The sequence below is a fragment of the Bifidobacterium xylocopae genome, from assembly GCF_003315615.1.
GTDB lineage: Bacteria > Actinomycetota > Actinomycetes > Actinomycetales > Bifidobacteriaceae > Bombiscardovia > Bombiscardovia xylocopae.
This window is the reverse complement of the sequence record NZ_PDCH01000015.1, coordinates 16,040-37,686: the sequence shown is the minus strand read 5'-3', so window position 1 is coordinate 37,686 and position 21,647 is coordinate 16,040. Positions and strand designations below refer to the sequence as shown.

At 62.5% G+C, this 21,647-nt stretch carries 18 protein-coding genes; 14 read left to right on the top strand and 4 right to left on the bottom strand.

All coding sequences use genetic code 11. From position 1 onward, the window contains the following. Window positions 1-359 precede the first annotated feature (359 nt). Complete coding sequence (locus CRD59_RS08295; RefSeq protein WP_269088375.1) at window positions 360-494, bottom strand: hypothetical protein; 135 nt, start codon at window positions 492-494, stop codon at window positions 360-362. A 315-nt stretch (window positions 495-809) separates the two neighbouring features. On the opposite strand from CRD59_RS08295, the gene CRD59_RS08205 reads away from it, so the two are divergent. After that, complete coding sequence (locus tag CRD59_RS08205) at window positions 810-1,061, top strand: hypothetical protein (RefSeq protein ID WP_113853890.1); 252 nt, start codon at window positions 810-812, stop codon at window positions 1,059-1,061. Window positions 1,062-1,153: 92 nt separating this feature from the next. On the opposite strand, the gene CRD59_RS06545 is transcribed toward CRD59_RS08205, so the two are convergent. After that, entirely contained in the window at window positions 1,154-1,996 is an 843-nt protein-coding gene (locus CRD59_RS06545) for a nitroreductase family protein (protein ID WP_113853889.1), read from the bottom strand. A gap of 134 nt (window positions 1,997-2,130) precedes the next feature. Then, window positions 2,131-2,508: a DUF4235 domain-containing protein gene (locus tag CRD59_RS06540; RefSeq protein ID WP_113853888.1), complete on the bottom strand. Its 378-nt coding sequence runs from the start codon at window positions 2,506-2,508 to the stop codon at window positions 2,131-2,133. 95 nt (window positions 2,509-2,603) lie between these two features. Here CRD59_RS06540 and CRD59_RS06535 point away from each other — a divergent pair, with 95 nt between their 5' ends. The 5 genes from CRD59_RS06535 to CRD59_RS06515 all read left to right on the top strand — a co-directional run bounded on the left by CRD59_RS06535 (window position 2,604) and on the right by CRD59_RS06515 (window position 7,863). Continuing rightward, a complete protein-coding gene (locus CRD59_RS06535; protein ID WP_113853893.1) occupies window positions 2,604-3,296 on the top strand; it encodes a histidine phosphatase family protein in 693 nt (230 codons plus the stop codon). 265 nt (window positions 3,297-3,561) lie between these two features. Next, entirely contained in the window at window positions 3,562-5,445 is a 1,884-nt protein-coding gene (dnaK, locus tag CRD59_RS06530) for a molecular chaperone DnaK (RefSeq protein WP_113853887.1), read from the top strand. 1 nt (window position 5,446) lies between these two features. After that, window positions 5,447-6,160, top strand: coding sequence for a nucleotide exchange factor GrpE (gene grpE, locus CRD59_RS06525; protein ID WP_113853886.1), 714 nt, complete (start codon window positions 5,447-5,449; stop codon window positions 6,158-6,160). 73 nt (window positions 6,161-6,233) lie between these two features. Further along, entirely contained in the window at window positions 6,234-7,250 is a 1,017-nt protein-coding gene (locus CRD59_RS06520; RefSeq protein WP_113853885.1) for a DnaJ C-terminal domain-containing protein, read from the top strand. A gap of 52 nt (window positions 7,251-7,302) precedes the next feature. Next, the gene (locus CRD59_RS06515) at window positions 7,303-7,863 is read left to right on the top strand and encodes a heat shock protein transcriptional repressor HspR (protein ID WP_113853884.1); all 561 of its coding nucleotides are present in this window, start codon (window positions 7,303-7,305) and stop codon (window positions 7,861-7,863) included. A gap of 21 nt (window positions 7,864-7,884) precedes the next feature. On the opposite strand, the gene CRD59_RS06510 is transcribed toward CRD59_RS06515, so the two are convergent. After that, a complete protein-coding gene (locus tag CRD59_RS06510) occupies window positions 7,885-9,756 on the bottom strand; it encodes a PfkB family carbohydrate kinase (RefSeq protein WP_113853883.1) in 1,872 nt (623 codons plus the stop codon). A 256-nt stretch (window positions 9,757-10,012) separates the two neighbouring features. Between CRD59_RS06510 and CRD59_RS06505 the strand changes: the two genes are divergently transcribed. The 8 genes from CRD59_RS06505 (at window position 10,013) to CRD59_RS06470 (ending at window position 21,608) form a co-directional block, all read left to right on the top strand. Beyond that, entirely contained in the window at window positions 10,013-10,954 is a 942-nt protein-coding gene (locus tag CRD59_RS06505; RefSeq protein WP_113853882.1) for a nucleoside hydrolase, read from the top strand. A 170-nt stretch (window positions 10,955-11,124) separates the two neighbouring features. After that, on the top strand, window positions 11,125-12,081 hold the full coding sequence (locus CRD59_RS06500; RefSeq protein WP_113853881.1) for a nucleoside hydrolase: 957 nt from the start codon (window positions 11,125-11,127) through the stop codon (window positions 12,079-12,081). 75 nt (window positions 12,082-12,156) lie between these two features. Then, the gene (locus tag CRD59_RS06495) at window positions 12,157-13,578 is read left to right on the top strand and encodes an MFS transporter (protein ID WP_113853880.1); all 1,422 of its coding nucleotides are present in this window, start codon (window positions 12,157-12,159) and stop codon (window positions 13,576-13,578) included. A gap of 231 nt (window positions 13,579-13,809) precedes the next feature. Continuing rightward, entirely contained in the window at window positions 13,810-14,775 is a 966-nt protein-coding gene (mvk, locus tag CRD59_RS06490; protein WP_201736571.1) for a mevalonate kinase, read from the top strand. A 212-nt stretch (window positions 14,776-14,987) separates the two neighbouring features. Next, window positions 14,988-16,115, top strand: coding sequence for a diphosphomevalonate decarboxylase (gene mvaD / locus CRD59_RS06485; protein ID WP_236632780.1), 1,128 nt, complete (start codon window positions 14,988-14,990; stop codon window positions 16,113-16,115). A 100-nt stretch (window positions 16,116-16,215) separates the two neighbouring features. Next, a complete protein-coding gene (locus CRD59_RS06480) occupies window positions 16,216-17,541 on the top strand; it encodes a phosphomevalonate kinase (RefSeq protein ID WP_127920952.1) in 1,326 nt (441 codons plus the stop codon). Next, window positions 17,538-18,659 (top strand): type 2 isopentenyl-diphosphate Delta-isomerase, encoded by a 1,122-nt coding sequence (gene fni / locus CRD59_RS06475; protein WP_113853877.1) that lies wholly within the window; start codon window positions 17,538-17,540, stop codon window positions 18,657-18,659. The genes CRD59_RS06480 and fni overlap by 4 nt, the downstream gene beginning before the upstream one ends. A gap of 627 nt (window positions 18,660-19,286) precedes the next feature. Continuing rightward, a complete protein-coding gene (locus tag CRD59_RS06470; RefSeq protein ID WP_113853876.1) occupies window positions 19,287-21,608 on the top strand; it encodes an excinuclease ABC subunit UvrA in 2,322 nt (773 codons plus the stop codon). The last annotated feature ends 39 nt before the right edge of the window (window positions 21,609-21,647 follow it).

Here is a 21,647-nt window from a genome sequence, read left to right as displayed (position 1 = left end):
CGGCGATGGTACTGCACCCGGGAGGGTGTGGGAGAGTAGCACACCACCGCAAATCACACGTAAGGACGGGCCCGGAGAGCGAACGCTCCCCGGGCCCGCCCGCATACCACCACCACAAACACAGAGACTCACGTACGGAGTTATTTGGGTTAAGCGCTGTTGCGGCACGAATTGACCTTCAGTTACTTCAAGAATGAAGTTTCTGGTATTGGTATTTTTCAGAGGCTAAAACGTTGAACGAGTTAAGCAATTGATTTAGGTCAATGATGCAGGAGTCTTTTGATCGGGCCTTGAATCTGAGCGGATCGGAAAACCAGGAGTCTGCTGTCAACCTGTGTCAGCGTGTTACTGGAACTACCTCAATACTTGGGAAGCGAAAACAGCAGATGAGCAAGGTAGGCCATCGGCTCGGTTCGTTCCTGCGGGTTCACGCACTGTTTAGAGACGGGAATGCCCTGTAATGATGGAATACCCAGATCCAGGGGTTTCTTCATGACTTGTGTGTGGAATCCCAGGCTTGGAACTGGGTTCGCCAAGGCTTGTGAGTCTTGAACAGTATGCTCAGTAATGAGTTATGAGCCGTGTTGATGGCGTATTGTCTGGCCGGTTGCGCTTTTCCTATGCCCGTCGGGGGATAGGACGTTGGCGAGGTAATGTCGGATTTTGAAAACCGCAGTTTTGAGCTACCTTACCAGTGCCAACGACAACGAACCTTCGTGCAATCATGTTTGCGGGCTTAAGGGCGTTATATCCTGGACCATGGTCAGGTCACGACATGGTACGACAGCGACGGAAGGAGGACGCCGGCCATGCACTATTTTGTGCCTAAGCGTTGCGCGTCCACTTCCAAGATCATGTATAAGAGTAGAACCGTGGCTGAACAGGCTGCGGATCAGAGTTACGTGGAACGCGGGGTAGAGCTTTGGGTCTACCGCTGTGAATACTGCGGCTGTTGGCACCTGACAAGCCACGAACCTGGCGGATATGTGTATGCCGTCTATGGGGCGGGACGAGGTAAGCGCAGGTCGCGGAAACGAGGATACAAACCCCGGCGGCGGTGAATGCAGGCAAGGTCCGAATGTTCACACACCACCGGCCGCGCGATGCCGATGACACAGTTGAGTGGCATCGATGGCCGGTAGTCCTCCAGTGCTTATTTGGTCCAGTCGAAACCCTGTCGGCTGATTGAATCCGCCATGGGCCTGTGACCGTCGGCAGTGCCGAACGCCTTGTCGGCCATGATCTGGCTATAGGTCTTGCGTGGGGCGTCCATGTGGCGGATGTCTCGGTAGTAGCGGAAGACGGTCCGGTCAAAGTCCTGAAGGGCCTTGTTGATTTCCTCTTCGTTGGCTCGCTGGTAGGTGTTTTCGAAAATCTGAGCGGGCCGGGGCATGCGTGGCTTCGGCGCTGGATCCTGGGCTGGTTTGCCGATGGCCAGGCCCAGGACAGGATAGACCAGCTTGGGTAGGTGGAGCAAGTCGATCAAGGCATCCGGATCGTTCATGATGGAGCCGAGAATCACACATCCCAGGTTCATGGAGTAGGCGGCGGTCTCCATAGCGTGCAGGGCCAGGACAGCGTCGTTCTGGGCCTGCAGGAAAGCGTAGCTGGTGTTCAGGATGAAGCCGTCATCCGATTCGCTGTGCTTCGTCTCCTCGGCGGCGATGAGGTCGGCGTTGCGTCGTTGGTCAGCCAGGAAAATATAGAGTAGGGGCGCTTGGGTGATGTAGTTCTGGTGGGCCTCATCGGCGATTGCCTGGGCTATGGATGGATCCGTGATTCGAATGGCGGACCATTCGTTGAAGTAGCGGCTGGTTGCCGCATGTTGGGCTGAGGCCTCCAATGCTGCGATGATGCCCTGGTCCAGGGGTTCATCCGCGAACGCACGGATGGACCGGCGGCCGAGCAGTGTCCGTATCGTGTCATTGGGTGCCGGGAAGGCCTCCGCGGCCTGGTCATCCTGTATGCTTTCGGTAGTCTTTTGGGTATTCGTCATATGAGACATTGTTGCAGCAGAACAGACCGGTACACAAGGGATATGTGTGAAATTATGTCACCCGAATAAGTGGCGAGCCTGTGCTATGCGGCGTTGCCCGACAGTGGATCGTGCAATCGCGGTGGGGCACAGGGTCAGGAGCGCCGGTGGCGTCTGCTCACCAGAGCTTGGGAGCCCCGATCAGAAAGTTCAGACACCACGGCGGTCAGGGCGGCGGACAGAGCGGCGAAGACCAGGCTGGCGACCATGCTCTCCTGCTCCTGGCCGTCGTCATGTTGCTCGATGCCGTTGTTACGGGCCGTATTGCGGGAATCCCATACCGATTTGAACAGCTTGCCGGCCAACAGCCCGGCGAGGCTGGGCAAGGCGAACTTGAGCAGTTTGTCCCCGAGGGAATCGGGGTCGGCGTTCACTTGAGACCGCATTGCATCGACCTTCTCGTCTATCGCGTGGAATTTCGCCACCGCACTATCGGCTGTAGCGCTCATGTCATGCCCGTCCGCTTGACTCATGTCCCCATTATCGCACAGGGCGCGGCTGCGGCGTATGGGCCAATGGGTGAAGGTGGGACGACGAGGACGGATGCTAGGCTGGAACCATGGTAGAGATGGCTCAGTTTGCCAGCGATGAGGCTGAAGCGAGAGGCTGTTTGGTGCTCCTGCGCCACGGAGAGACGGAGTGGAGCCGGTCAGGGCAATACACAGGCAGGACCGACCTGCCTTTGGTCGAGCAAGGACGACGGCAGGCCGTCAAGGTAGGCCTGCGCCTGGCCCGGGAGTTCCCGGAGGGGTTCGACGAGGGGTGCGTCTTCTCCAGTCCCCTGGAACGGGCCCGGCAGACGGCAAGCCTGGCCGGTTTCGGACAGGCGGCGATCTTGGATGCACTCGCTGAATGGGATTACGGGCGGGCCGAAGGCCGAAGGGAGGGTGAAGTCGCGCGACTCATGGGATGGTCCTGGAAATTGTGGGAGGATGGTCCCGAGACGATCGATGCCCGGCTGGGCGGTGACCGCGAGGCGCCGCTGCCTTCGGGCGGCAGTGTCTCCGTGCGCGACAGTGTTGGTGAGAGCCTGGAGCAGGTGGGAGTAAGGACGCTGGCTGTGGTGCGCCAGTTGCAGCCGATGGTCGAACAGGGGCAACGTGTGCTGCTGGTCGCCCATGCTCATGTTCTTCGCATCCTCGCGACCCAATGGCTGGGGCTTGATCCGTCAGCCGCCCGGCTCCTGCGCATGAGTACGGCCCACTATGGTGTCCTGGGGCGCTACAAAGGAGACAACGTCCTCAAGCGCTGGAATTGTTGAGTGCGTAATCGTAGTGCTGAAGGAATGGTCGGTCCGTGTCCATCTCGGGCCGGCCATCTTTCGTATTGGTGGTTTTGTTTTGGTGGGAATAATAAGTTGCCCTTGGAAGTTGAGTGATGTAGGCTCAAGTTTTAGTGGTGGTTGTGCCGTGGCTCTCCGGTTCAGGGGCACGGTGGATCGCCAAAAGATGAGAGCGATAACGTAACGCAAGGAAAATGAGGCACCGGGCCGTACGGACCGGGCCGCAAGAGCCAGGAGGCAACATATGGGACGTGCAGTAGGCATCGATCTGGGCACCACCAATTCGTGCATCGCCACGCTGGAGGGCGGCGAGCCCACCGTCATCGTGAACGCCGAGGGCGCTCGCACCACGCCGTCGGTCGTGGCTTTCAGCAAGTCCGGTGAGATCCTGGTCGGCGAAGTCGCCAAGCGCCAGGCCGTCACCAATGTGGACCGCACCATCTCTTCGGTCAAGCGTCACATGGGCACCGACTGGTCGGTGGACATCGACGGAAAGAAGTGGACCCCGCAGGAGATTTCTGCGCAGGTGCTGTTGAAGCTCAAGAGGGACGCGGAGTCCTACCTGGGTGAACCGGTCACTGACGCCGTCATCACTTGCCCGGCATATTTCAATGACGCCCAGCGCCAGGCCACCAAGGACGCCGGCAAGATCGCCGGTCTGAATGTGTTGCGCATCATCAACGAGCCCACCGCCGCGGCCCTGGCGTACGGTCTGGAGAAGGGCAAGGAGGACGAGCGCATCCTGGTCTTTGATTTGGGCGGCGGCACCTTCGATGTCTCCCTGCTGGAGATCGGCAAGGACGACGACGGCTTCTCCACCATCCAGGTGCAGGCCACCAACGGTGACAACAAGCTCGGTGGTGATGACTGGGATCAGAAGATCATCGACTGGTTGGTCGGTGAGGTCAAGAACAAGTACAACGTGGATCTGTCCAAGGACAAGATTGCCCTGCAGCGGCTCAAGGAAGCCGCTGAACAGGCCAAGAAGGAGCTGTCCTCCTCCTCCACCACTTCCATCTCCATGCAGTACCTGGCCATGACGCCCGATGGCACCCCTGTTCACCTGGATGAGACGTTGACCAGGGCTCACTTCGAGGAGATGACCTCGGACCTGCTGGGCCGCTGCCGCACGCCTTTCAACAACGTGCTGCACGATGCCGGCATCTCGGTGCAGGACATCGATCACGTGGTGCTGGTCGGCGGTTCCACGCGTATGCCTGCAGTCAAGGATCTGGTCAAGGAGCTTACCGGCGGTAAGGAGGCCAACCAGACCGTCAACCCCGATGAGGTCGTGGCGGTCGGCGCCGCCGTGCAGTCCGGTGTCATCAAGGGCGACCGCAAGGATGTCCTGCTGATTGATGTGACCCCCCTGTCCCTGGGCATTGAGACCAAGGGCGGGATCATGACCAAGCTGATCGACCGCAACACCGCTATCCCGACCAAGCGTTCCGAGGTCTTCTCGACCGCTGAGGACAACCAACCTTCAGTGCTGATTCAGGTCTACCAAGGTGAGCGCGAGTTCGCCCGTGACAACAAGCCGCTGGGCACCTTCGAGCTGACCGGCATCGCTCCGGCCCCCCGTGGCGTTCCGCAGATTGAAGTGACCTTCGACATCGATGCGAACGGCATTGTGCACGTGTCCGCCAAGGACAAGGGCACCGGCAAGGAGCAGTCGATGACCATCACTGGTGGATCGGCCTTGCCCAAGGACGAGATCGACAAGATGGTCAAGGAGGCGCAGGCCCACGAGGCCGAGGACAAGCAGCGCCGCGAGGATACCGACACCCGCAACGCAGCCGAGGCGGCCGCCTACCAGACCGAGAAGCTGGTCAATGATAATAAGGACAAGATCTCCGATGACATCGCCAAGGAGGTCACCGACAAGGTCAACGCCTTGAAGGAGGCCCTGAAGGGTGAGGACATGGACAAGATCAAGTCCGCACAGTCCGAGCTGATGACATCGGCCCAGAAGATCGGCCAGGCCCTCTACGCCCAGCAGGGTGCCGGGGATGCAGCGGCGGCAGGTGCGGCCGGTTCGGACGGAGCGGGTGCTGCTTCGGGTTCCGACGACGACGTGGTCGACGCCGAGGTCGTGGACGACGACGACAAGAAGAAGGATGGCGAGTGACATGCCAACCTTTGACAAGGACGATTACCTGAATGGCATGTCGGACGCCGAGTCGCTCAAGGGTGACCCGGCGTCCGCCGGAAGTGACGCCAAGGGCGGAGAGCCGAAAGAGGGGACAGGCAAGGCGGAGCCGCACCGGGATGGTCGGACCGCCGCCCAGCCCGGTGCGGATGACGCGCAGGGCCAGAAGAAGGAGCCCCAGGGCAAGGAACCCGAGACCCAGGACGGGGACCGGGGAACCGCCCAGGCCGGTCAAGACGGCCAGGGCGATGACCTGACCCCCTTAGGCAGGGCCAAGAAGGAGGCGGCCGATTACCTGGAGGCCCTCCAGCGGGAGCGCGCCCAGTTCGTCAACTACCGCAACCGCACGCTCAAGGAACAGGAGACCTTCCGCCAGCACGGCGTGACCGACGTGTTGACCTCCCTGCTGCCCGCTCTGGACGATATCGACCGGATCCGCGAACATGGCGGGTTGGACGACTCCTTCCAGGCCGTGGCTTCCAAGATCGACAAGACCTTCGAGAAGTTCGGTGTGGTCAAGTTCGGCGAGAAAGGCGAGGATTTCGATCCGACCAGGCATGAGGCCATCCTCCACAAACCCGACCCGGAAGCCAAGACGGAGACCGTGGACACGGTCGTCGAGGCGGGCTACATGATCGGGGACCGTGTCATCCGCGCGGCCCGCGTAGTGGTCGCTTCCCCCCAGGGGAAGTAGGGAGGCAGGCTGACGTCTGGTCGCAAGTGCCAAATGGCGGGTGACGAATACAAGATGAAGAAAGGAGACATGGATGGCTGAGAACGAATGGCTGAGCAAGGACTTCTACAAAGTCCTCGGTGTCTCCAAGGACGCCAGTGATGCGGACATCACCAAAGCCTACCGCAAGCTCGCCCGGAAATACCATCCGGATCTGAACAAGACCAAGGAGGCGGAGGAGAAGTTCAAGGACATCTCCGAAGCCTACGATGTGCTCAACAACAAGGACGAACGGCGCAAGTACGACGCCATACGTCAGTTCGGCATGGGCGGGGCCAGGTTCGCGGGCGGCTCCGGAGGTCCCGGTGGCGGTTTCTCTTCGGACGGATTCCAGGACATCTTCGGATCAATGTTCGGCGGAGGAATGCCGGGCGGTGGGCATGTGCGCTTCTCCACCAACGGAGGCGGACCGGACCTGTCCGATCTCTTCTCCGCCTTCGGTGGGGGAGCGGGTACGAGCGGCTTCAATACCGGTGGCCAACGTTATCGTGAGCAGCCCAGAGCGGAAAAAGGCGCGGACCGCACTTCCGGCATCGCGCTTACCTTCCGGCAGGCAGTCAAAGGAGCCACGGTTTCACTGAGTGTGGGTGGGGTCAAGTTCAAGACCCATATCCCCGCCGGTGTCAAGGACGGCCAGCGGATTCGCCTGCCCGGTAAAGGCCGTCCGGGTGTAGGCGGAGGGCCAAGCGGTGACCTCTACCTGAAGATCTCCGTCAAGTCCGGCGGCCGTTTCACCATGCGGGGCAAGGACATAGTGACGCCTTTGCCGGTTTCGGTTTCCGAGGCCGCCTTGGGTGCCAAGGTCAGAGCTTTGGATGTGGACGGGCAGGAAGTCACGTTCAAACTGCCAGCCGGGTCCTCCTCCGGGGACGAAGTGAGGATCGGCGGTCTGGGGGTACAGGATCGGCGCGGTGCCGGCGATTTGGTCGGCCGGGTGGAGATTCGTGTGCCGGGCAAGCTGGGGTTGGCTGGTCGTCGTGCGGTCAAGGAGTTCGCCAAGGCCACGGGCGACTTCGACAGGGAGCTGGCCCAGGAGCGGCTCCAGGACTGATGCTTGTCAAGCGAGTTGATTCGGTTGAGGCCGGAAGGAGGTTGCAGCGCTTATGGCGGCAGTGGATTCACGCACCCGTAAGGCCTACGAGACCGTCGCCCGTTCCCTGATAGCGGGGAGGGTCAGTCTGGACCTGGCCGATGAGCATGGTGTCGACATCAACCTTCCGGTCTTCAGTGTGGGATTGGTGGCCAAACTGGCGGATATTCACCCCCAGACATTACGCCAGTATGATCGATTGGGCCTGGTCGTGCCTCAGCGCACAGGTGGCGGCGCCAGGCGTTACTCCCTTCGTGACGTGGACCGGCTCAACCAGGCACAGCGTCTGAGCCAGGAGGAGTCCATCAATCTGGCCGGTGTGACCAGGATTCTGGCGCTGGCAGAGGAGAACCGGCAGCTGCGTCGGCAGGTTCGACGTATGGGTCAGCAGGCCGGCAGCAACATCTTCGCTGCCGGCGTTGACGGCCAGGTGATTGAAGTGGAGCGCAGTCGTCGTGCACGGCTGTGGCGCCACCAGACCAGGGTCCACGCTGAGGAGCTGGTCCCTGTTGACGACAGCGTCCAGGGGTCTTTGGTGGAGTCGAAATCCCTGGTGTTGTGGGGGATGCAATAGCACCTGGCCAAGCTGAAGATGTCAGCGGGCCAGGCTGCGCTCCAATTCGTGGCGGTCGGCGAGGGAGGGGATGACGCCCTCGTGGGTAAGCGAGAGACCGGCTGCCTGATTGGCCGCCCTGATGGACTGGTCCAGTGTGTGACCGTCCAGCAGGTAGGAAGCCAAGGCGCTGATGAAGGCATCGCCGGCACCTGTGTCGTCCACTGATTTGATCTGTCGGGTCGGGAAGTCCTGCTCACGATCGTGGGTATACAGCGTACAGCCGTTCCGGCCGGTCGTAACGATGACCGAACCCACACCCCGGTCAAGCAGCTGGGCGGCCTTGCTTGCCCGTGAGCCACGTCCGGGGCTGAGCCGGTTCAACTCGGCCGCGCTGGGGACCAGAATATCGCACTCGTGTAGGACTTCATCCGGTAGCTGCGAGCAGAAAAAGGGCTTGATGATGGTGGAGGCCCCATGCTTGTGGGCCATGCGGCAGGCGGCTTCAATCGTCGGCATGGGAACGACCGTTTGCATCAGGCAGTATGCGGCCCGGTCGAACAGCCGCTCCTTCGAAATGATGTCCTCGGGGCTTAGGAGGGCGTTGGCCCCTGCGACACGGGAGGTCATCGACTTGCCTTGGTCGTCGACGAAAATGTAGACTTTCCCGGTTTCGCTTCCATCGACCCGTCGCACGCCCTCCGTGTCTATATTGTGCTCCGCGAGGGATTCGTAGATGAGGTCCGCGGCGCTGTCCGACCCCACGGCTGCGATCAGGGAGACAGGCTGTCCGAGTTTGGCGACGCCGACCGCCTGGTTGGTGCCTTTGCCGCCGGCTATGGAAAGAAGCCCGTGGGTATCGACTATCGCACCAGCCTCGGGCAGATTGGTGGAGGCCAGGTAGGTGTCGAGGTTGATGCTGCCGACGACGACAATCCGGCGGCGTCTGCGGTCGCTGGGTTCGCCGAGGGTGCTGTCGCCGCTCAGGTGGAATTCCTGGGTGAACCCCGGTGCCTCCTTGCGCCCCTCTTCGATGGCGTTCACCATCCGCGTACATAGGTAGGCGCCGAAGTCCGCGTTGCGCATGGTATAAGAGGAGATTTCGCTGCTGCCCGGGTAGCGGAGGATCTCACTGGTGTCGTTGCGGACGGTCAGTATTGAGAAATCTTCGGGGACCTGGTAATGCAGGTTGCGTGCATACTGGTAAAGCTCCAGGGCCTGCTTGTAGTGGGAGGAGACCACCGCTGTGAAGCGTCTGTCATCTATGCGTTCCAGGAGTCCGGCATCAGGCCGGGAGACGATGTCGCTGCTTTGGAAGGGCAGGTTGTGGTCGAAGAGGCAGCGTTTGAACCCGGTCAGGAAGCTGTCCCGCCGTCTACCGGGGCTGAGGAGGCAGGCGATGCGACGGTGGCCGCGGTCGATGAGTTCCTTGGTCAGGTTGTAGGCAGCTTGTTCGTATGGCAGCATGGTGAATTCGTCGTCACCCAACGGGCCTATGGTCAGTTCCGGCAGGTTTATCGCCCCGCTGTTGCGCTCCAGGCTCTCTGCGCTGGCCGGCTCCCAGATGATGCCGTCCACCCGTTGGGCCAGGGCAGCTTCAAGGTTGGCCCGTTCCTGTGCCTGGTCCCCGAAACTGTTGTAGACCAGTGTGCCGTAACCGTGGTCCTGTGCGGTCCTGATGATGCCATCGAGGGTGGTGTCCATGGAGACCGAGTCGCGTAGGAGCACTCCAAGCCGCCAGCTGGGGCCTGCTGAGCTTATGCTCGAGGCATACGGTCGGTAATGGTGACGCTTGACTACGGCCAGCACGCGCTCGCGGGTGGATTCGGCGATGCTGTCGTCTTTGTGGTTGACTATTTTCGATACGGTAGAGGGGGAGACGCCGGCAAGTTGGGCGATTTCTTTGATATTCATCAGTAGGTAGTGTCTTTCTGATCTGCGCCGTTCCCCCGGCTCCATAGTATCTGACTGACGGTGTCGTCGGGACCTGGGAACGCACGATATTCAATGGAAGGCGGCAGTCGGTCCGCCATTGGGCCACTGGCCGCCGTATCGGTTGACAGTTTCTCCGTGCTCTGTTAGCCTAACGAGAGAAAATTGTTTCCGAAATTATTTTCTCCCTCCTCTGCACGAGCGCCATCGCTCTCCGGGGACCAGCGGGAAGAGATCAATGAACGCAAGTCCTATCATCATCGACACCGGCTCCGGCATTGACGATGCTGCGGCCATCACCTTACTGGCCACGGACCCCGGTATCGAGGTGCGACTCATCGCCAGTGTCTATGGCAGGGCGTCCGTCCAGGTCGTGGCGACCAGGGTCCAGCGCCTGCTGCCTTTCCTTGGCGAGCGGATTCCTGTGGCCGGGGGGGCGGCGGCTCCTCTGACCAGGCCCGCACAGGATGCGGGGGTTTCCAGGGATGTGGAGGCGGCTGCGGGAATCGGCCTGCCGGCTCCCGATCGCTCGCTCCTGTGCGAGCGGAGTGCGGTACTGGAGGAGCACCGGATTCTGATGGAGAGCGAGCGGCCGATCACCCTCGTCACGTTCGGTCCGTTGACCAATGTCGCCCTCCTGCTGACCGCTTTCCCGGAGGTGCGTGACCGGATAGAACAGGTCGTCATGATGATCGGTTCGACCGGTCGGGGGGATGTCAGCGCATACGGTGAGTTCAACGCGGTCTGTGATCCGGAGGCCGCTGGCATCGTTTTCCGCTCGGGTCTGCCGCTGGTCATGGCGGGCTTGGATGTGGGGCGCATGTTCATGCTGGGGGACGATGAGATGGAGTCCCTGGAGGCTTGTGGCAAGGTGGGCTCCATGTTGGGCTCCCTGCTTCGTACGTACGTGGCGCGGCCGGGTGTGGGTGTGGGGGTCCCCGGGCCGGCGGCGGCCATGTATCTGCTGGAACCTGGATTGTTCACCACCCGCCAGGCCAAAGTGGCGGTCGAGGTGGCGAGTCCGCTGACCCTGGGCGCGACTGTGGTGGAGTTCGGGCCGGGGCGTTATGCTCGTAGTGGGGAAGGTTCCGCGGTCACGGTCTGTGTCGATGCGGACAGTTGCGGGTTCCGGGCGAGTTTCCTGGATCGGATGAAGAGGGCCTCAGCCGCCGGGCGTTGACGCCGCTCAGGGTGCTGATGCCCGGGGAGGATTTGCCAAGGTGGATAAAACGTTTTACTATACGGAGTGTTGCAAGCAAAGCGGCATCGCGCCCGTATAGAGTTAAAGAAGACTCCTCGGAGACTTCGACGGCTCCCGACAGCACGGGCACCCTGTGAAAGGCGACGACAATGAAAAAAATGATTCTTGACCTCGATACGGGTGTCGATGACACCCTGGCCATCTCCTATGCCCTGGGCAGCCCGGAGGTCGAGCTGATCGGCATTACCGGCACCTACGGTAACGTCCTGCTTGAGCAGGGCATGCGCAACGACCTGGCTATCACCGACCTGTTGGGCCACTCTGAGGTCAAGGTCTATCCGGGCCTGCCTCACGCCGAGAAGGCCGATTCCTTCTCCGTGCTGCCCGTTTCCGAGTTCATCCATGGCAAGAACGGCATAGGTGATATCGAAATCCCCGATTCCAGCCGCCGGCCCGAGAGCCAGTCCGCGGTCGATTTCATCATCGACGCGGTCAAGACCTATGGCGATGACCTGGTCTACGTGCCCACCGGTCCCATGACCAACATCGCCGCGGCGCTGCGCAAGGCGCCGGAGATCAAGGACCGGATCGGCAAGATCGTCCTGATGGGGGGAGCCCTGACCGTCTGCGGCAACGTCTCCGCCTGGACGGAAGCAAACATCTCCCAGGACCCGGATGCCGCCAATGAGCTCTTCCGCTCAGGCGCTCCGGTGACCATGGTCGGTTTGGATGTGACCCTCCAGACCCTGCTGACCTACAAGGAGACCAAACGGTGGCGCGACCTGGGAACCAAGGCCTCCACCTTCCTTGCCGACATGACCGACTTCTACATCAAGGCCTATGAGACCACGTCCCCCCACCTGGGCGGCTGTGGCTTGCACGACCCGCTGGCCGTGGCCGTTGCGATAGACCCCACTCTCGTCACAACCCTGCCGATCAACATGCAGGTGGACGTGGATGGCCCAACCCGAGGCCGTACCATCGGTGACAACACCCGTCTGAATGATTCGCACAAGTCCATGCAGGTTGCTGTCGGCGTCGACGTGCAGCGCTTCCTGGATGAATTCATGACCCGCATCTCCCGTCTGGCTGAACAGGCCGGCTGAATCCGACATTTGCGTCGGCGCTGCCGGTACCGCCGGTGACCGCTACGAAGCCTGCAAACAGAGCAAAGGAATATTATGACTGAGTCGTCAACTCAAGCGGTCGTCGATCCCTTCGACGATCCGGAGACCAGCAACAAGATGGCCGTGAGGGCCCTGATCTTCCTGCTGATCACCTTCATCCTGGGCACCTTGTGCCTGCAGGGATTCAACCTGGTCTTCCAACAGGTCGGCAAGGATGTGGGAGCGGTCCAGCAGGCATCGCTGATCACCGCCCTGCCCAGCATCGTCCTGGGGATCGTCTGCTTCATATACGGATCCCTGGGTGATTTCGTCTCCCTGAAAAAGCTGGTCATCGGCGGCTTGACCGTCCTGTTCATCGGCTCAATTTTCGGATTTGTGGCGAACTTCTTCTTCACCGCGAACCTGTGGACGGTGATCATCGCCCGTATCCTGCAGACGGCGGGTGAACAGGTGGCCGGCTCGGTCTACCTGGTCATAACGACCAAGTACCTGAAGCCTTCCCTCAAGGTGGTTTTCTTCGGCATCTTCACCGCCGGCTACCAGGTCTCCGCTGCCATCGGCGTCTTCGCCGCCGGCCTCCTGAGCTCGATTTCCTGGCAGTACCTCTTCCTCATCCCGGCTGTGACGATCTTCTTCATGCCGGTCCTGCTCAACTGCCTGCCGAACAAGAGCGGCAATGGCGAGAAGGTCGATTGGATGGGCTTCACCATCTTCGGCCTTGCCACAGCCTTCCTGACCCTGTTCTTCTCCTATACCAAGGTCTGGCTGCTGGTCGTGGCCGCGGTCCTGTACGTCGTCTTCGGCGTCTACATCTCCAAGGCCAAGGACCCGTTCGTCACCCCTGAGTTCTTCAAGAACACCCGCTGGATCATGGCCATCTGCCTGATTGTGTTCTTCTACTTCAACAACTACTGCATGTCGCCCATCTTCAACGCGATCTGCCGTGATGTCTTCGGCATCACAAATTCGGCCACCGTCTCCATGCACATCGTGTGGGCCTTCCTGGTCGCTGCTTTCTTCGGCACGACATCGGGCGCCATCGTGGATAAGATCGGCCGCCAGACCACCCTGATCATCGCGGCACTGCTGATGGTCGCAGGCTGGGCCGGCTCCGCTTTCGTCATCTCCGCAGGCATCATCCCGCTGACCCTGCTGGCATGCGTCTTCTACGCAGGCGTGGGGCTCATGTACTCGCCGGTGGTCTCCACGGTTCTGGACACCCTGCCCAAGGAGCAGTCGGGCCGTGGCGTCGGTATGAACGACCTGGTCATGAACGTGACCGGCTCCATCGGCATCGCCATCTTCGGCGGTCTGATGGCATCCGACACCCTCGCCGGCGGCAGCCTGTCCGGTGCTACGGGCTCCCAGGCGGTCTACAGCAACCTGCTGTTGATCGCCGCCGGTATCGCCCTTGTCGGCTTGGTCATCTACCTGGTCTTCCGCAAGCGGATCTACTCCGGGGCTGAACAAGCCTGAGACCCTCGCCCCGCATTGTATGGGGCTGAACGGAAAACGCGCATGGGGCGGGAAACCGTCCGTGCGCGTTTTTTGCTGCGCCGGATCCGGTCTATGGGGTCCGGCTGGGCAAACCGCGTTCTTGTGATGAGAATCTGCTCAATATCTCTATGATTAGTCGCGGCAGAGAGGAAGGAAGGCTTCTAGAATCACTCTCAGTGGGATCTTCAATCGTTCGTTAGTGGAGGCTGCATGAATCAGGATGATGCGCGAACGGCAATGCTGCCGCGTGAAGGTTATGGACGAACCTGGGCCAAGACCATCCTGATTGGTGAGCACGCCGTGGTCTATGGGCATCCGGCGCTGGCGCTGCCCCTGCACAGTCTGAGAATGCAGGCCTGGGCCAGACCGGCGGCCCAGGGCGAGGAGTCCAGCCTTCGGGCGCTCGATTACGAAGGCCCGCTGGCGGGGTCAGGCGACCGCTTCGGCGGCTTGCGTCGGGCCGTGGCTGTGACGCTGGACTACCTGGGTCATCCGGATCAGGGTTTCGACATCCGCACACAGTCGGATTTCCCGGCCGGACGCGGTCTGGGTTCATCGGCGGCCGCGTCGGGTGCCGTGGTGCGCGCCCTGTTGGATGCCTACGATGTCGAGGCAAGCGATGATCGGATTCTTGAATTGACCAATCAGGCGGAGAAAGTGACCCACGGGCACCCCTCGGGGCTGGATGCGGCGACCACTTCCGGACAGGACCCGGTGCGCCTGGAACACGGGCACATGCGCACGGTCCGTCCCCAGGGGGCCGCTTACCTGGTAATCGCCGATACCGGTGTGGCAGGGTCCACCAAGGAGGCCGTCGAAGGTGTGCGCGACCGCTTGGAGGCGGATCCGGACGGCGTGGGTAGGCTGATGGACGCTTTGGGCGAGCACGCCGATCGGGCCATCGCGGATCTGGAAGCCGGACGTATGGAGCCTTTGGGCGCCCACATGAACCGGGCCCAGGAGCTGTTGGACGATCTGCAGGTGGGGCACCCCACACTGGACCGGCTGGTCGAGGCGGCCCGGGCGGAGGGTGCGTTGGGTGCCAAGCTGACCGGTGGCGGCCTGGGCGGGTGCATGCTGGCCCTGGCGGCCGATGACGGAGATGCGGACCGGATCGGTGCGGCCCTCAAGGAGCAGGGTGCGCTCCAGGTTTGGGTCCATCAGCTGGTTGCCTGAGCGCGAACCGACAGCGCGCACCGCATGGCGGTGATCACACGGGCGGCGGGCCTGGCGGCTGCCTTCGGCCCTGCCGCGATTCGTTCCGAAGGCTGTGCGGCGTGCAGCTTCCCACAGGACCGGCCCGTGGATTCTCCTCCGATAGTGGGGATACTGTCAGATTTCCTCGCCGGGGGTACGTTCGGACACGGGTCCTGGCTACCCTGTGAACTATGAACGCGAGAAGAGCTGGGGGCCGGCCGGGGCCGGATGATGGCAGGCCGGCGGCCACAGCCATGGTTGCGCAGGCGAATCGGGGGACAGTCCTGGGCCGGGCGCAGGCGAAGGCCAACGCTAATATCGCGCTGATCAAATATTGGGGCAAAGCCGACGAAGAACTGATAATACCCCGTTCTTCAAGCCTGTCGCTGACGTTGGCCGGGCTCTCGACCAGCACGGAAGTGACCTTCCTTGAGTCCTCCGAACGTGGTGGGAGCCGCGGCCCCGTGGACACGCTGACCATCGATGACGAGCCCCAGACCGGCAAGGCCCTGGAGCGTGTCTCCCGCTTCCTTGACCTGGTGCGTGACGAGGCCGGCATCTCGGCCTCCGCGCGTGTCTCCTCCTATAACACGGTGCCTTACGGGGCGGGCCTGGCCTCCTCGTCGTCGGCGTTCGCAGCGCTGGCGGGGGCCGCGTCCAAGGCGGCCGGTCTGGACCTGTCCGAGCGTGACCTGTCCCGTTTGGCCCGGCGTGGTTCGGGTTCGGCCTGCCGTTCGATATATGGCGGCCTCGTCAAGTGGGAGGCCGGCCACGACGATGCATCCTCCTACGCCACCCCTGTCGAATCCGATATGGATCTTGCCTTGATCGTGGTGCTGGTCTCCGGCCAGGAAAAGCGCATTTCCAGCCGTCTCGCCATGCGGCGTACGGTCGAGACCTCACCCTTGTACCGGGCCTGGGCCGAGCAGTCGGCTGCGGACCTGGAAGAAGCCCTGGGTGCGATTCGGGATCACGACCTGGAACGTTTGGGTGCTGTAGTGGAGGCCAACGCCTTGGGTATGCATGCGGCCATGTTGGCCGCCCGCCCCGCAATCTGCTATTGGCGGCCCGAGACGCTGACGGCCTTCGAGGCGGTGCGCTCCATCCGTGAGGACGGCTTGGGTGCCTGGGCCACCCTTGATGCCGGTCCGAATCTGAAGGTACTGACGGACGGTGGGAAGGCGACCGCGGTGGCTGACCTCCTGCAGGCCCGTCTGCCCGGCGTGAACATCCAGGTCCACAGGCCGGGACCGGGGTTGCGGATCATGCCGTCCGTGGACGGGGGCGCCGGTGCCGTAGGGGGTTTGAGCCAGGCATAGGAGCAATGCGTTTGAGAACGAAGGCCGAGCTGAGCAATAATGGATATTCTCCGTTGAATGTCCAGGTGGTCCGGCCAGTGATGGAAGCGTGGTGGGCAAGATGAGCCGAGTGGCCGTGATCAAGCAGGCCCAGGCCGCCGGCAAGCTCTACTTGGCCGGCGAGTACGCTGTAGTGGAACCTGGGCACCCGGCGGTCCTGGTGGCCGTGGACCGCACCCTGACCGCGCGCGTGTCGGGCCCGGGAACGGATAGGGTCGGCGGCGCCGCGGATACCCAGACCGGACGCATCGAATCCGCCGGCCATCCCGAAGCATGCACCGATTGGCACCGGGAGGAGGGGGTCCTGACCCCTGATGTGCGGCCGGATCGTCCTTCCTACCTGCTGGCAGCCGTCCGCACCGTGGAGGAGCTGGTGATTGAGCGAGGCATCGCCCCCCGTTCTTTCGATCTTGATATCAGCAGCCGCTTGGATGCGCAATCCGGCAAGAAATATGGGCTGGGCTCCTCGGCGGCGGTCGCGGTGGCCACGGTCCGCGCCCTGCTTGACTTCTATGGACTTGCCCTCAGCCCGATGGAGACTTACAAACTGGCCTACCTGGCCACCGGACGTGCGCAGAGCCTGGGCTCTGGCGGTGATCTGGCGGCCTCGCTCTTCGGCGGATGCATTCGTTTCTGCTCGCCCGATCGTGCTTGGGTGCGTGAGCGTGTGGCCGCCACATCCCTTTCGCGGCTGATAGAAGAGCCATGGCCTGCCCTGTCCATCACCCGTCTGCGCGCCTTCGGCCCCGACTCGCCCCTGCGCCTCCTTGTCGGATGGACCGGCAGCCCCGCCTCAACGCCATCCCTGGTGGCTTCGGTCAAGCAAAGGTCTGGTGATGGCAGGCGTGGACGGTACGAGCGTTTCCTGGATGATTCCGACACCTGTGTGGACGCTCTGGCTGGGGCCTTGGATGCCGGCGATTTGGGCGAGGTGCGGGAATGCGTGGCCCAGGCGCGGACCCTGCTGACTGGCTTGTCGGCCCTGACCGACACAGCCATCGAGACCCCGGCTCTGCGAACCCTGGTGGAGCTTGCCCTGGTGCGAGGAGCGGCCGCCAAGTCCTCGGGTGCGGGCGGAGGGGACTGTGGCATCGCCATCGTCGGTGGACAGGATTCGCGGGGGGACGAGAGCTCGCTGGATGGGAAACTGGTTCAGGAAACGCAGGGGGCGCAACCGTCACAGCCGTTCGAGGGTGCGAGTGAGAGAGGCTCCGGGTCGGTACCCGCGCAAGGGCAGGCCGCGGCCGTACGCGCCGCGTGGGCCCGTGCAGGCATCGAACCGTTGGACGTATCCGTGATCCGACCCCTGGCTTCGCTGGAGAACTGGGCTCCGGCCTCCGCAGGTCCGGGTGGTGCGGCTCCCGGTGCAGATAAGGAGCGAGCATGAGCAGCAGCCGGTTGGATGCCTCAGGTGCCCGATTCGACCCAGGCTTGGACGCGAACCCGGATTCGCAGCGCAAGAACGACCACATCCGCCTGGCCCTGGGCCAGCAGCAGGCCGCCAAGCGCAATGCCTTTGATGACATCCGCTTTGTTCATCATTCCCTACGCGCGGTGGACCAGGCCAGCGTCGACACGGCCACGAGTGTGTGCGGGGCGGAATGGGAGCTGCCCTTTTACATCAACGCGATGACCGGCGGATCCGCCCAGGCGGGCGATATCAACGCCCAGCTGGCCACGGCGGCGGCTGCCACCGGTCTGGCCATGGCCACCGGCTCCCAACATGCTGCCCTTCGCAGACCAGAGTTGGTCCCCACCTTCACCACGGTGCGCGAACACGACCCTGACGGCTTCGTGTTCGCCAACGTGGGTCCCACCGTCAGTCCCGGGCAGGCGGTCCAGGCCGTGCGCATGCTGGGTGCCGACGCCTTGCAGATCCATGTAAACCCGGTCCAGGAGGCGGTCATGGCCGAGGGGGACCGGGACTACGGGGCCTGGCCCGGGCGCATTCAGGCCATTGTGGCCGCCTGCCCGGTACCCGTCGTGGTCAAGGAGGTGGGCTTCGGGCTCAGTCGCCCCACGGTCGAACTCCTGGCCTCACTTGGCGTGGGCACCGTGGATGTATCCGGCCGGGGTGGCACTGATTTCGCGGTCATCGAGAACGGGCGCCGTGCCGACCATGCCTATTGGTACATGGATTCCTGGGGGCTCTCCACCATACTGGCCCTACTGACGGCCACCCATCCCGTGCCGGTGCCGGCGATTGCTCTGCTGGCCTCGGGCGGCGTGCGCAGCCCGCTCGACGTGGTCAAGGCGCTGGCCCTGGGCGCCCGGGCGGTCGGCGTCTCCGGGCACTTCCTGGCCACCCTGACTGGGCAGGGGGTGGGTGGATTGATTGATGAAATCCATAATTGGTCTTCCCAGGTCCGTGCTCTCATGTCTCTCTTGGGCGCCCATACCATGGCCGACCTCAAGAACACAGACATGCTGGTCACCGGTTCCACCGCAGAAGAAGCGACTCTGCTGGGCGTGGACCTGCCCGCGCTGGCCCATAGACACGGGTAGGCGGGAAGCGCCACTGCCTGGTCGCAAACGGCCATATACGAGCCCCGCGGAGCGTGCCCGAAAGGTGGATCGAGCGATGACGCAAGGCCTTAGGCATGCGTCGACGGGTGCCCGGTAGGTCCTGTTCGATGAATGCCGATTCCCGCATTCATCGAACAGGTGGGATCAACGCCGGTGGGATTGCCGCGCCCCGGGTTTTCGTCCACAGGACAACCGGTATCCTGCATAGACGATCAAGGCCAACGCACTGCTTACCAGGAGTGATGCCCCGCTGGGCTTTCGCGCGGATGTGGCCAAGCCAACTAGAGTTTGCCGGGTATCTGTGGTTTCTTGCATTGTCGTTGGGGGGGGGGCTGCACATGGGCATGGGATCGTATGGTTTGTTCCTGGGGCACACGGTTCCTGGGGCACATGGATAGAGACGATGCCGGGTCCTTACACCCCTTCCCCCACTCCCGTGTGGGTGCGGCTGTACGGGTTGTGCGTAGGCGTGTTCTTGGCCTTTGGACATTACCGCTAGCGGGCGTTGGGGAGGGGGTGGTGCTGATGCGCCGCTATGCCCACGGGGTTGATGGGCGTGGCCGGGAGGGCGGCTTGGATACAGTGGCTGTGTGGGAAGGATACGACATGGGCGTAGGGAAAAAGAGGTTCGCGGATGTGGTCGTCGGGGCCACCCAGCCGCAGAGCGTGTCCGCTGGAGCGATCGAGGTGCGGGATGCTTGGCAGAACAATTTGCGGCATGTGAATCTGGACATACCCAAGCATGCGATAACCGTGTTCGTGGGGCTGTCCGGGTCGGGGAAGTCCTCGCTGGTTTTTGACACGATCGCGGCGCTTTCCCGGCGCGAGCTCAACGAGACCTTTCCCTCCTTTACGCAGCAGTACCTGCCTAAGTACGGGCCCCCGAACGTGGGGCGGATCGACAACCTGCCGGTCGCCATCGTGATCGAGCAGCGGCGGCTGTCCGGCAATGCGCGCTCGACCCTGGCCACATACACGGGCATCTATTCCCTCCTCCGTCTCCTGTATTCTCGCGTGGGCAAACCGTTCATCGGCTACTCGGACTCCTACTCCTTCAACCTGCCGCAGGGCATGTGCCCGCGCTGCCAGGGCCTTGGGTTCGTGGAGGAAGTCGATGAATCCAAGCTGATCGATCCGGACAAATCGCTCAACCAAGGTGCCATAACCTTTGTGAGCTTCGGTCCTGGCACCTGGCGATGGGCGCGCTATGCCAACTCCGGGCTCTTCGACCTGGACAAGCCGATCAGAAACTACTCCAGCGAGGAGTACGAGCTGCTGATGCATGCGCCCCAGCAAAAGCTCAAGAACCCTCCGGAGAACTGGTACAAGACCGCCTTGTATGAGGGGGTGGTGCCGCGGATCAGGCGGTCCATCCTTCACAAGAAGGAGGCCAGCAAGCACCAGGACGCCATCGCCGCCGTGGTTTCGCACCAGGTGTGTCCCGAGTGCCGGGGGGCGAGGCTCAAACCGGAGGCGTTGACCGTCGTGGTCAACGGGTGCAACATCGCCGAAGTGTGCGCCATGGACCTGGTTCATGTCCTTGGATTCCTGGACTCTGTCACCGATCCGCTGGCGGCTGAGATGGTGCGGGAGCTGACGGTCAAGGTGCGCTCGCTGGTGGACATAGGCCTGGGCTACCTGACCCTGGGACGGGATACCGGCACGCTTTCCGGCGGCGAGGCCCAACGGATCAAGATCGCCAAATACCTGACCTCCGCCCTTTCCGACATGCTTTATGTGCTCGACGAGCCGAGCGTGGGCCTGCACCCGCACGACATCAAGCTCATCACCAAAGCCCTGCGCGCCCTCAAGGACAAGGGCAACACAATCCTGATCGTGGAACACAGCCCGGAGGTCATCGCCCTGGCCGACCATGTGGTCGAAATCGGGCCGGGTGCCGGCAAGGCGGGCGGTGAAGTCGTCTTCCAGGGGACGTATGCGCAGCTGTTGGAGTCGGACACGCTGACCGCGCGTTGCCTGAAACGGCCGCATGAGTGGCCACAGCAGCGGGAGCCGCGAGGGTTCTTCCCTCTTGAGCATGTGACACGGAACAATGTGCACGACCTGTCCGTCGATGTCCCGCGTGGGGTCATGTGCGTGGTATCGGGCGTGGCGGGTTCGGGCAAATCCTCGCTGGTCGCCGCTTTCCGGGAGAGCCTGGCCGAGGACTATGTGGACCTGAGCCAAGCGGGGATCGGGGTCAACATCCGCTCCACGCCGGCCACATACATGGACATTTTGCCGGACATTCGCAAGCTCTTCGGGGCCGCCAACCACGTGTCCGTGCAGCTGTTCTCCTACAACGGCAAAGGGGCCTGCCCGCTCTGCAAAGGCAAGGGGGTCACCATCACCGAGATGGCCTTCATGGACCCGGTGGTGCAGGTCTGCGAGCTCTGCCATGGGCGACGTTACAGCCAACAGGTGCTGGGTTATCAGTACCGGGGCAGGGGCATCTACCAGGTGCTTTCCATGCCCATCGACGCGGCCGCCGACTTTTTCGCCGACCAGCCGGCCATCGCCTCCAAGCTGGGGAACATGCGGCGGGTGGGTCTGGGATACCTGAGCCTGGAGCAGTCGCTGACCACCCTGTCCGGCGGCGAGCTGCAGCGGCTCAAACTGGCCTTCGAGCTGGGCGGGCGGGGGCGGGTGTACATCCTGGACGAGCCGACCGCCGGGCTGCACATGCAGGACACCGCCAAACTGGTTGATTTATTCAACGGTTTGGTGGATGCCGGCAATTCGCTGGTCATCATCGAACACAACCTCGACGTGATCAGCCAGGCCGACTGGCTGATCGACATGGGTCCCGACGCCGGCTCCTACGGCGGCCGTCTGATGTATTCCGGCAGCCCGCGAGCCGCGCTTGCGGTCCCTGCGTCCAAGACCGGCCAGGCCCTGGCGGCGTACCGGCTTCAGGGGAAAGCGTGAATATCGGGCGCTGGCATGGTCTTGTGCTATAGTCGTCTC

Excerpts from the sequence above, each read along its gene's own strand:
- grpE (WP_113853886.1), top strand. The coding sequence starts at position 5,447 with ATGCCAACCTTTGACAAGGACGATTACCTGAATGGCATGTCGGACGCC.
- CRD59_RS06535 (WP_113853893.1), top strand. The coding sequence starts at position 2,604 with ATGGCTCAGTTTGCCAGCGATGAGGCTGAAGCGAGAGGCTGTTTGGTG.
- dnaK (WP_113853887.1), top strand. The coding sequence starts at position 3,562 with ATGGGACGTGCAGTAGGCATCGATCTGGGCACCACCAATTCGTGCATC.
- CRD59_RS06470 (WP_113853876.1), top strand. The coding sequence starts at position 19,287 with ATGGGCGTAGGGAAAAAGAGGTTCGCGGATGTGGTCGTCGGGGCCACC.
- CRD59_RS06540 (WP_113853888.1), bottom strand. The coding sequence starts at position 2,508 with ATGAGTCAAGCGGACGGGCATGACATGAGCGCTACAGCCGATAGTGCG.
- CRD59_RS06480 (WP_127920952.1), top strand. The coding sequence starts at position 16,216 with ATGAGCCGAGTGGCCGTGATCAAGCAGGCCCAGGCCGCCGGCAAGCTC.
- CRD59_RS08295 (WP_269088375.1), bottom strand. The coding sequence starts at position 494 with ATGAAGAAACCCCTGGATCTGGGTATTCCATCATTACAGGGCATTCCC.
- CRD59_RS06515 (WP_113853884.1), top strand. The coding sequence starts at position 7,303 with ATGGCGGCAGTGGATTCACGCACCCGTAAGGCCTACGAGACCGTCGCC.
- CRD59_RS06500 (WP_113853881.1), top strand. The coding sequence starts at position 11,125 with ATGAAAAAAATGATTCTTGACCTCGATACGGGTGTCGATGACACCCTG.
- fni (WP_113853877.1), top strand. The coding sequence starts at position 17,538 with ATGAGCAGCAGCCGGTTGGATGCCTCAGGTGCCCGATTCGACCCAGGC.
- mvk (WP_201736571.1), top strand. The coding sequence starts at position 13,810 with ATGAATCAGGATGATGCGCGAACGGCAATGCTGCCGCGTGAAGGTTAT.
- mvaD (WP_236632780.1), top strand. The coding sequence starts at position 14,988 with ATGAACGCGAGAAGAGCTGGGGGCCGGCCGGGGCCGGATGATGGCAGG.
- CRD59_RS06545 (WP_113853889.1), bottom strand. The coding sequence starts at position 1,996 with ATGACGAATACCCAAAAGACTACCGAAAGCATACAGGATGACCAGGCC.
- CRD59_RS06495 (WP_113853880.1), top strand. The coding sequence starts at position 12,157 with ATGACTGAGTCGTCAACTCAAGCGGTCGTCGATCCCTTCGACGATCCG.
- CRD59_RS06520 (WP_113853885.1), top strand. The coding sequence starts at position 6,234 with ATGGCTGAGAACGAATGGCTGAGCAAGGACTTCTACAAAGTCCTCGGT.
- CRD59_RS08205 (WP_113853890.1), top strand. The coding sequence starts at position 810 with ATGCACTATTTTGTGCCTAAGCGTTGCGCGTCCACTTCCAAGATCATG.
- CRD59_RS06510 (WP_113853883.1), bottom strand. The coding sequence starts at position 9,756 with ATGAATATCAAAGAAATCGCCCAACTTGCCGGCGTCTCCCCCTCTACC.
- CRD59_RS06505 (WP_113853882.1), top strand. The coding sequence starts at position 10,013 with ATGAACGCAAGTCCTATCATCATCGACACCGGCTCCGGCATTGACGAT.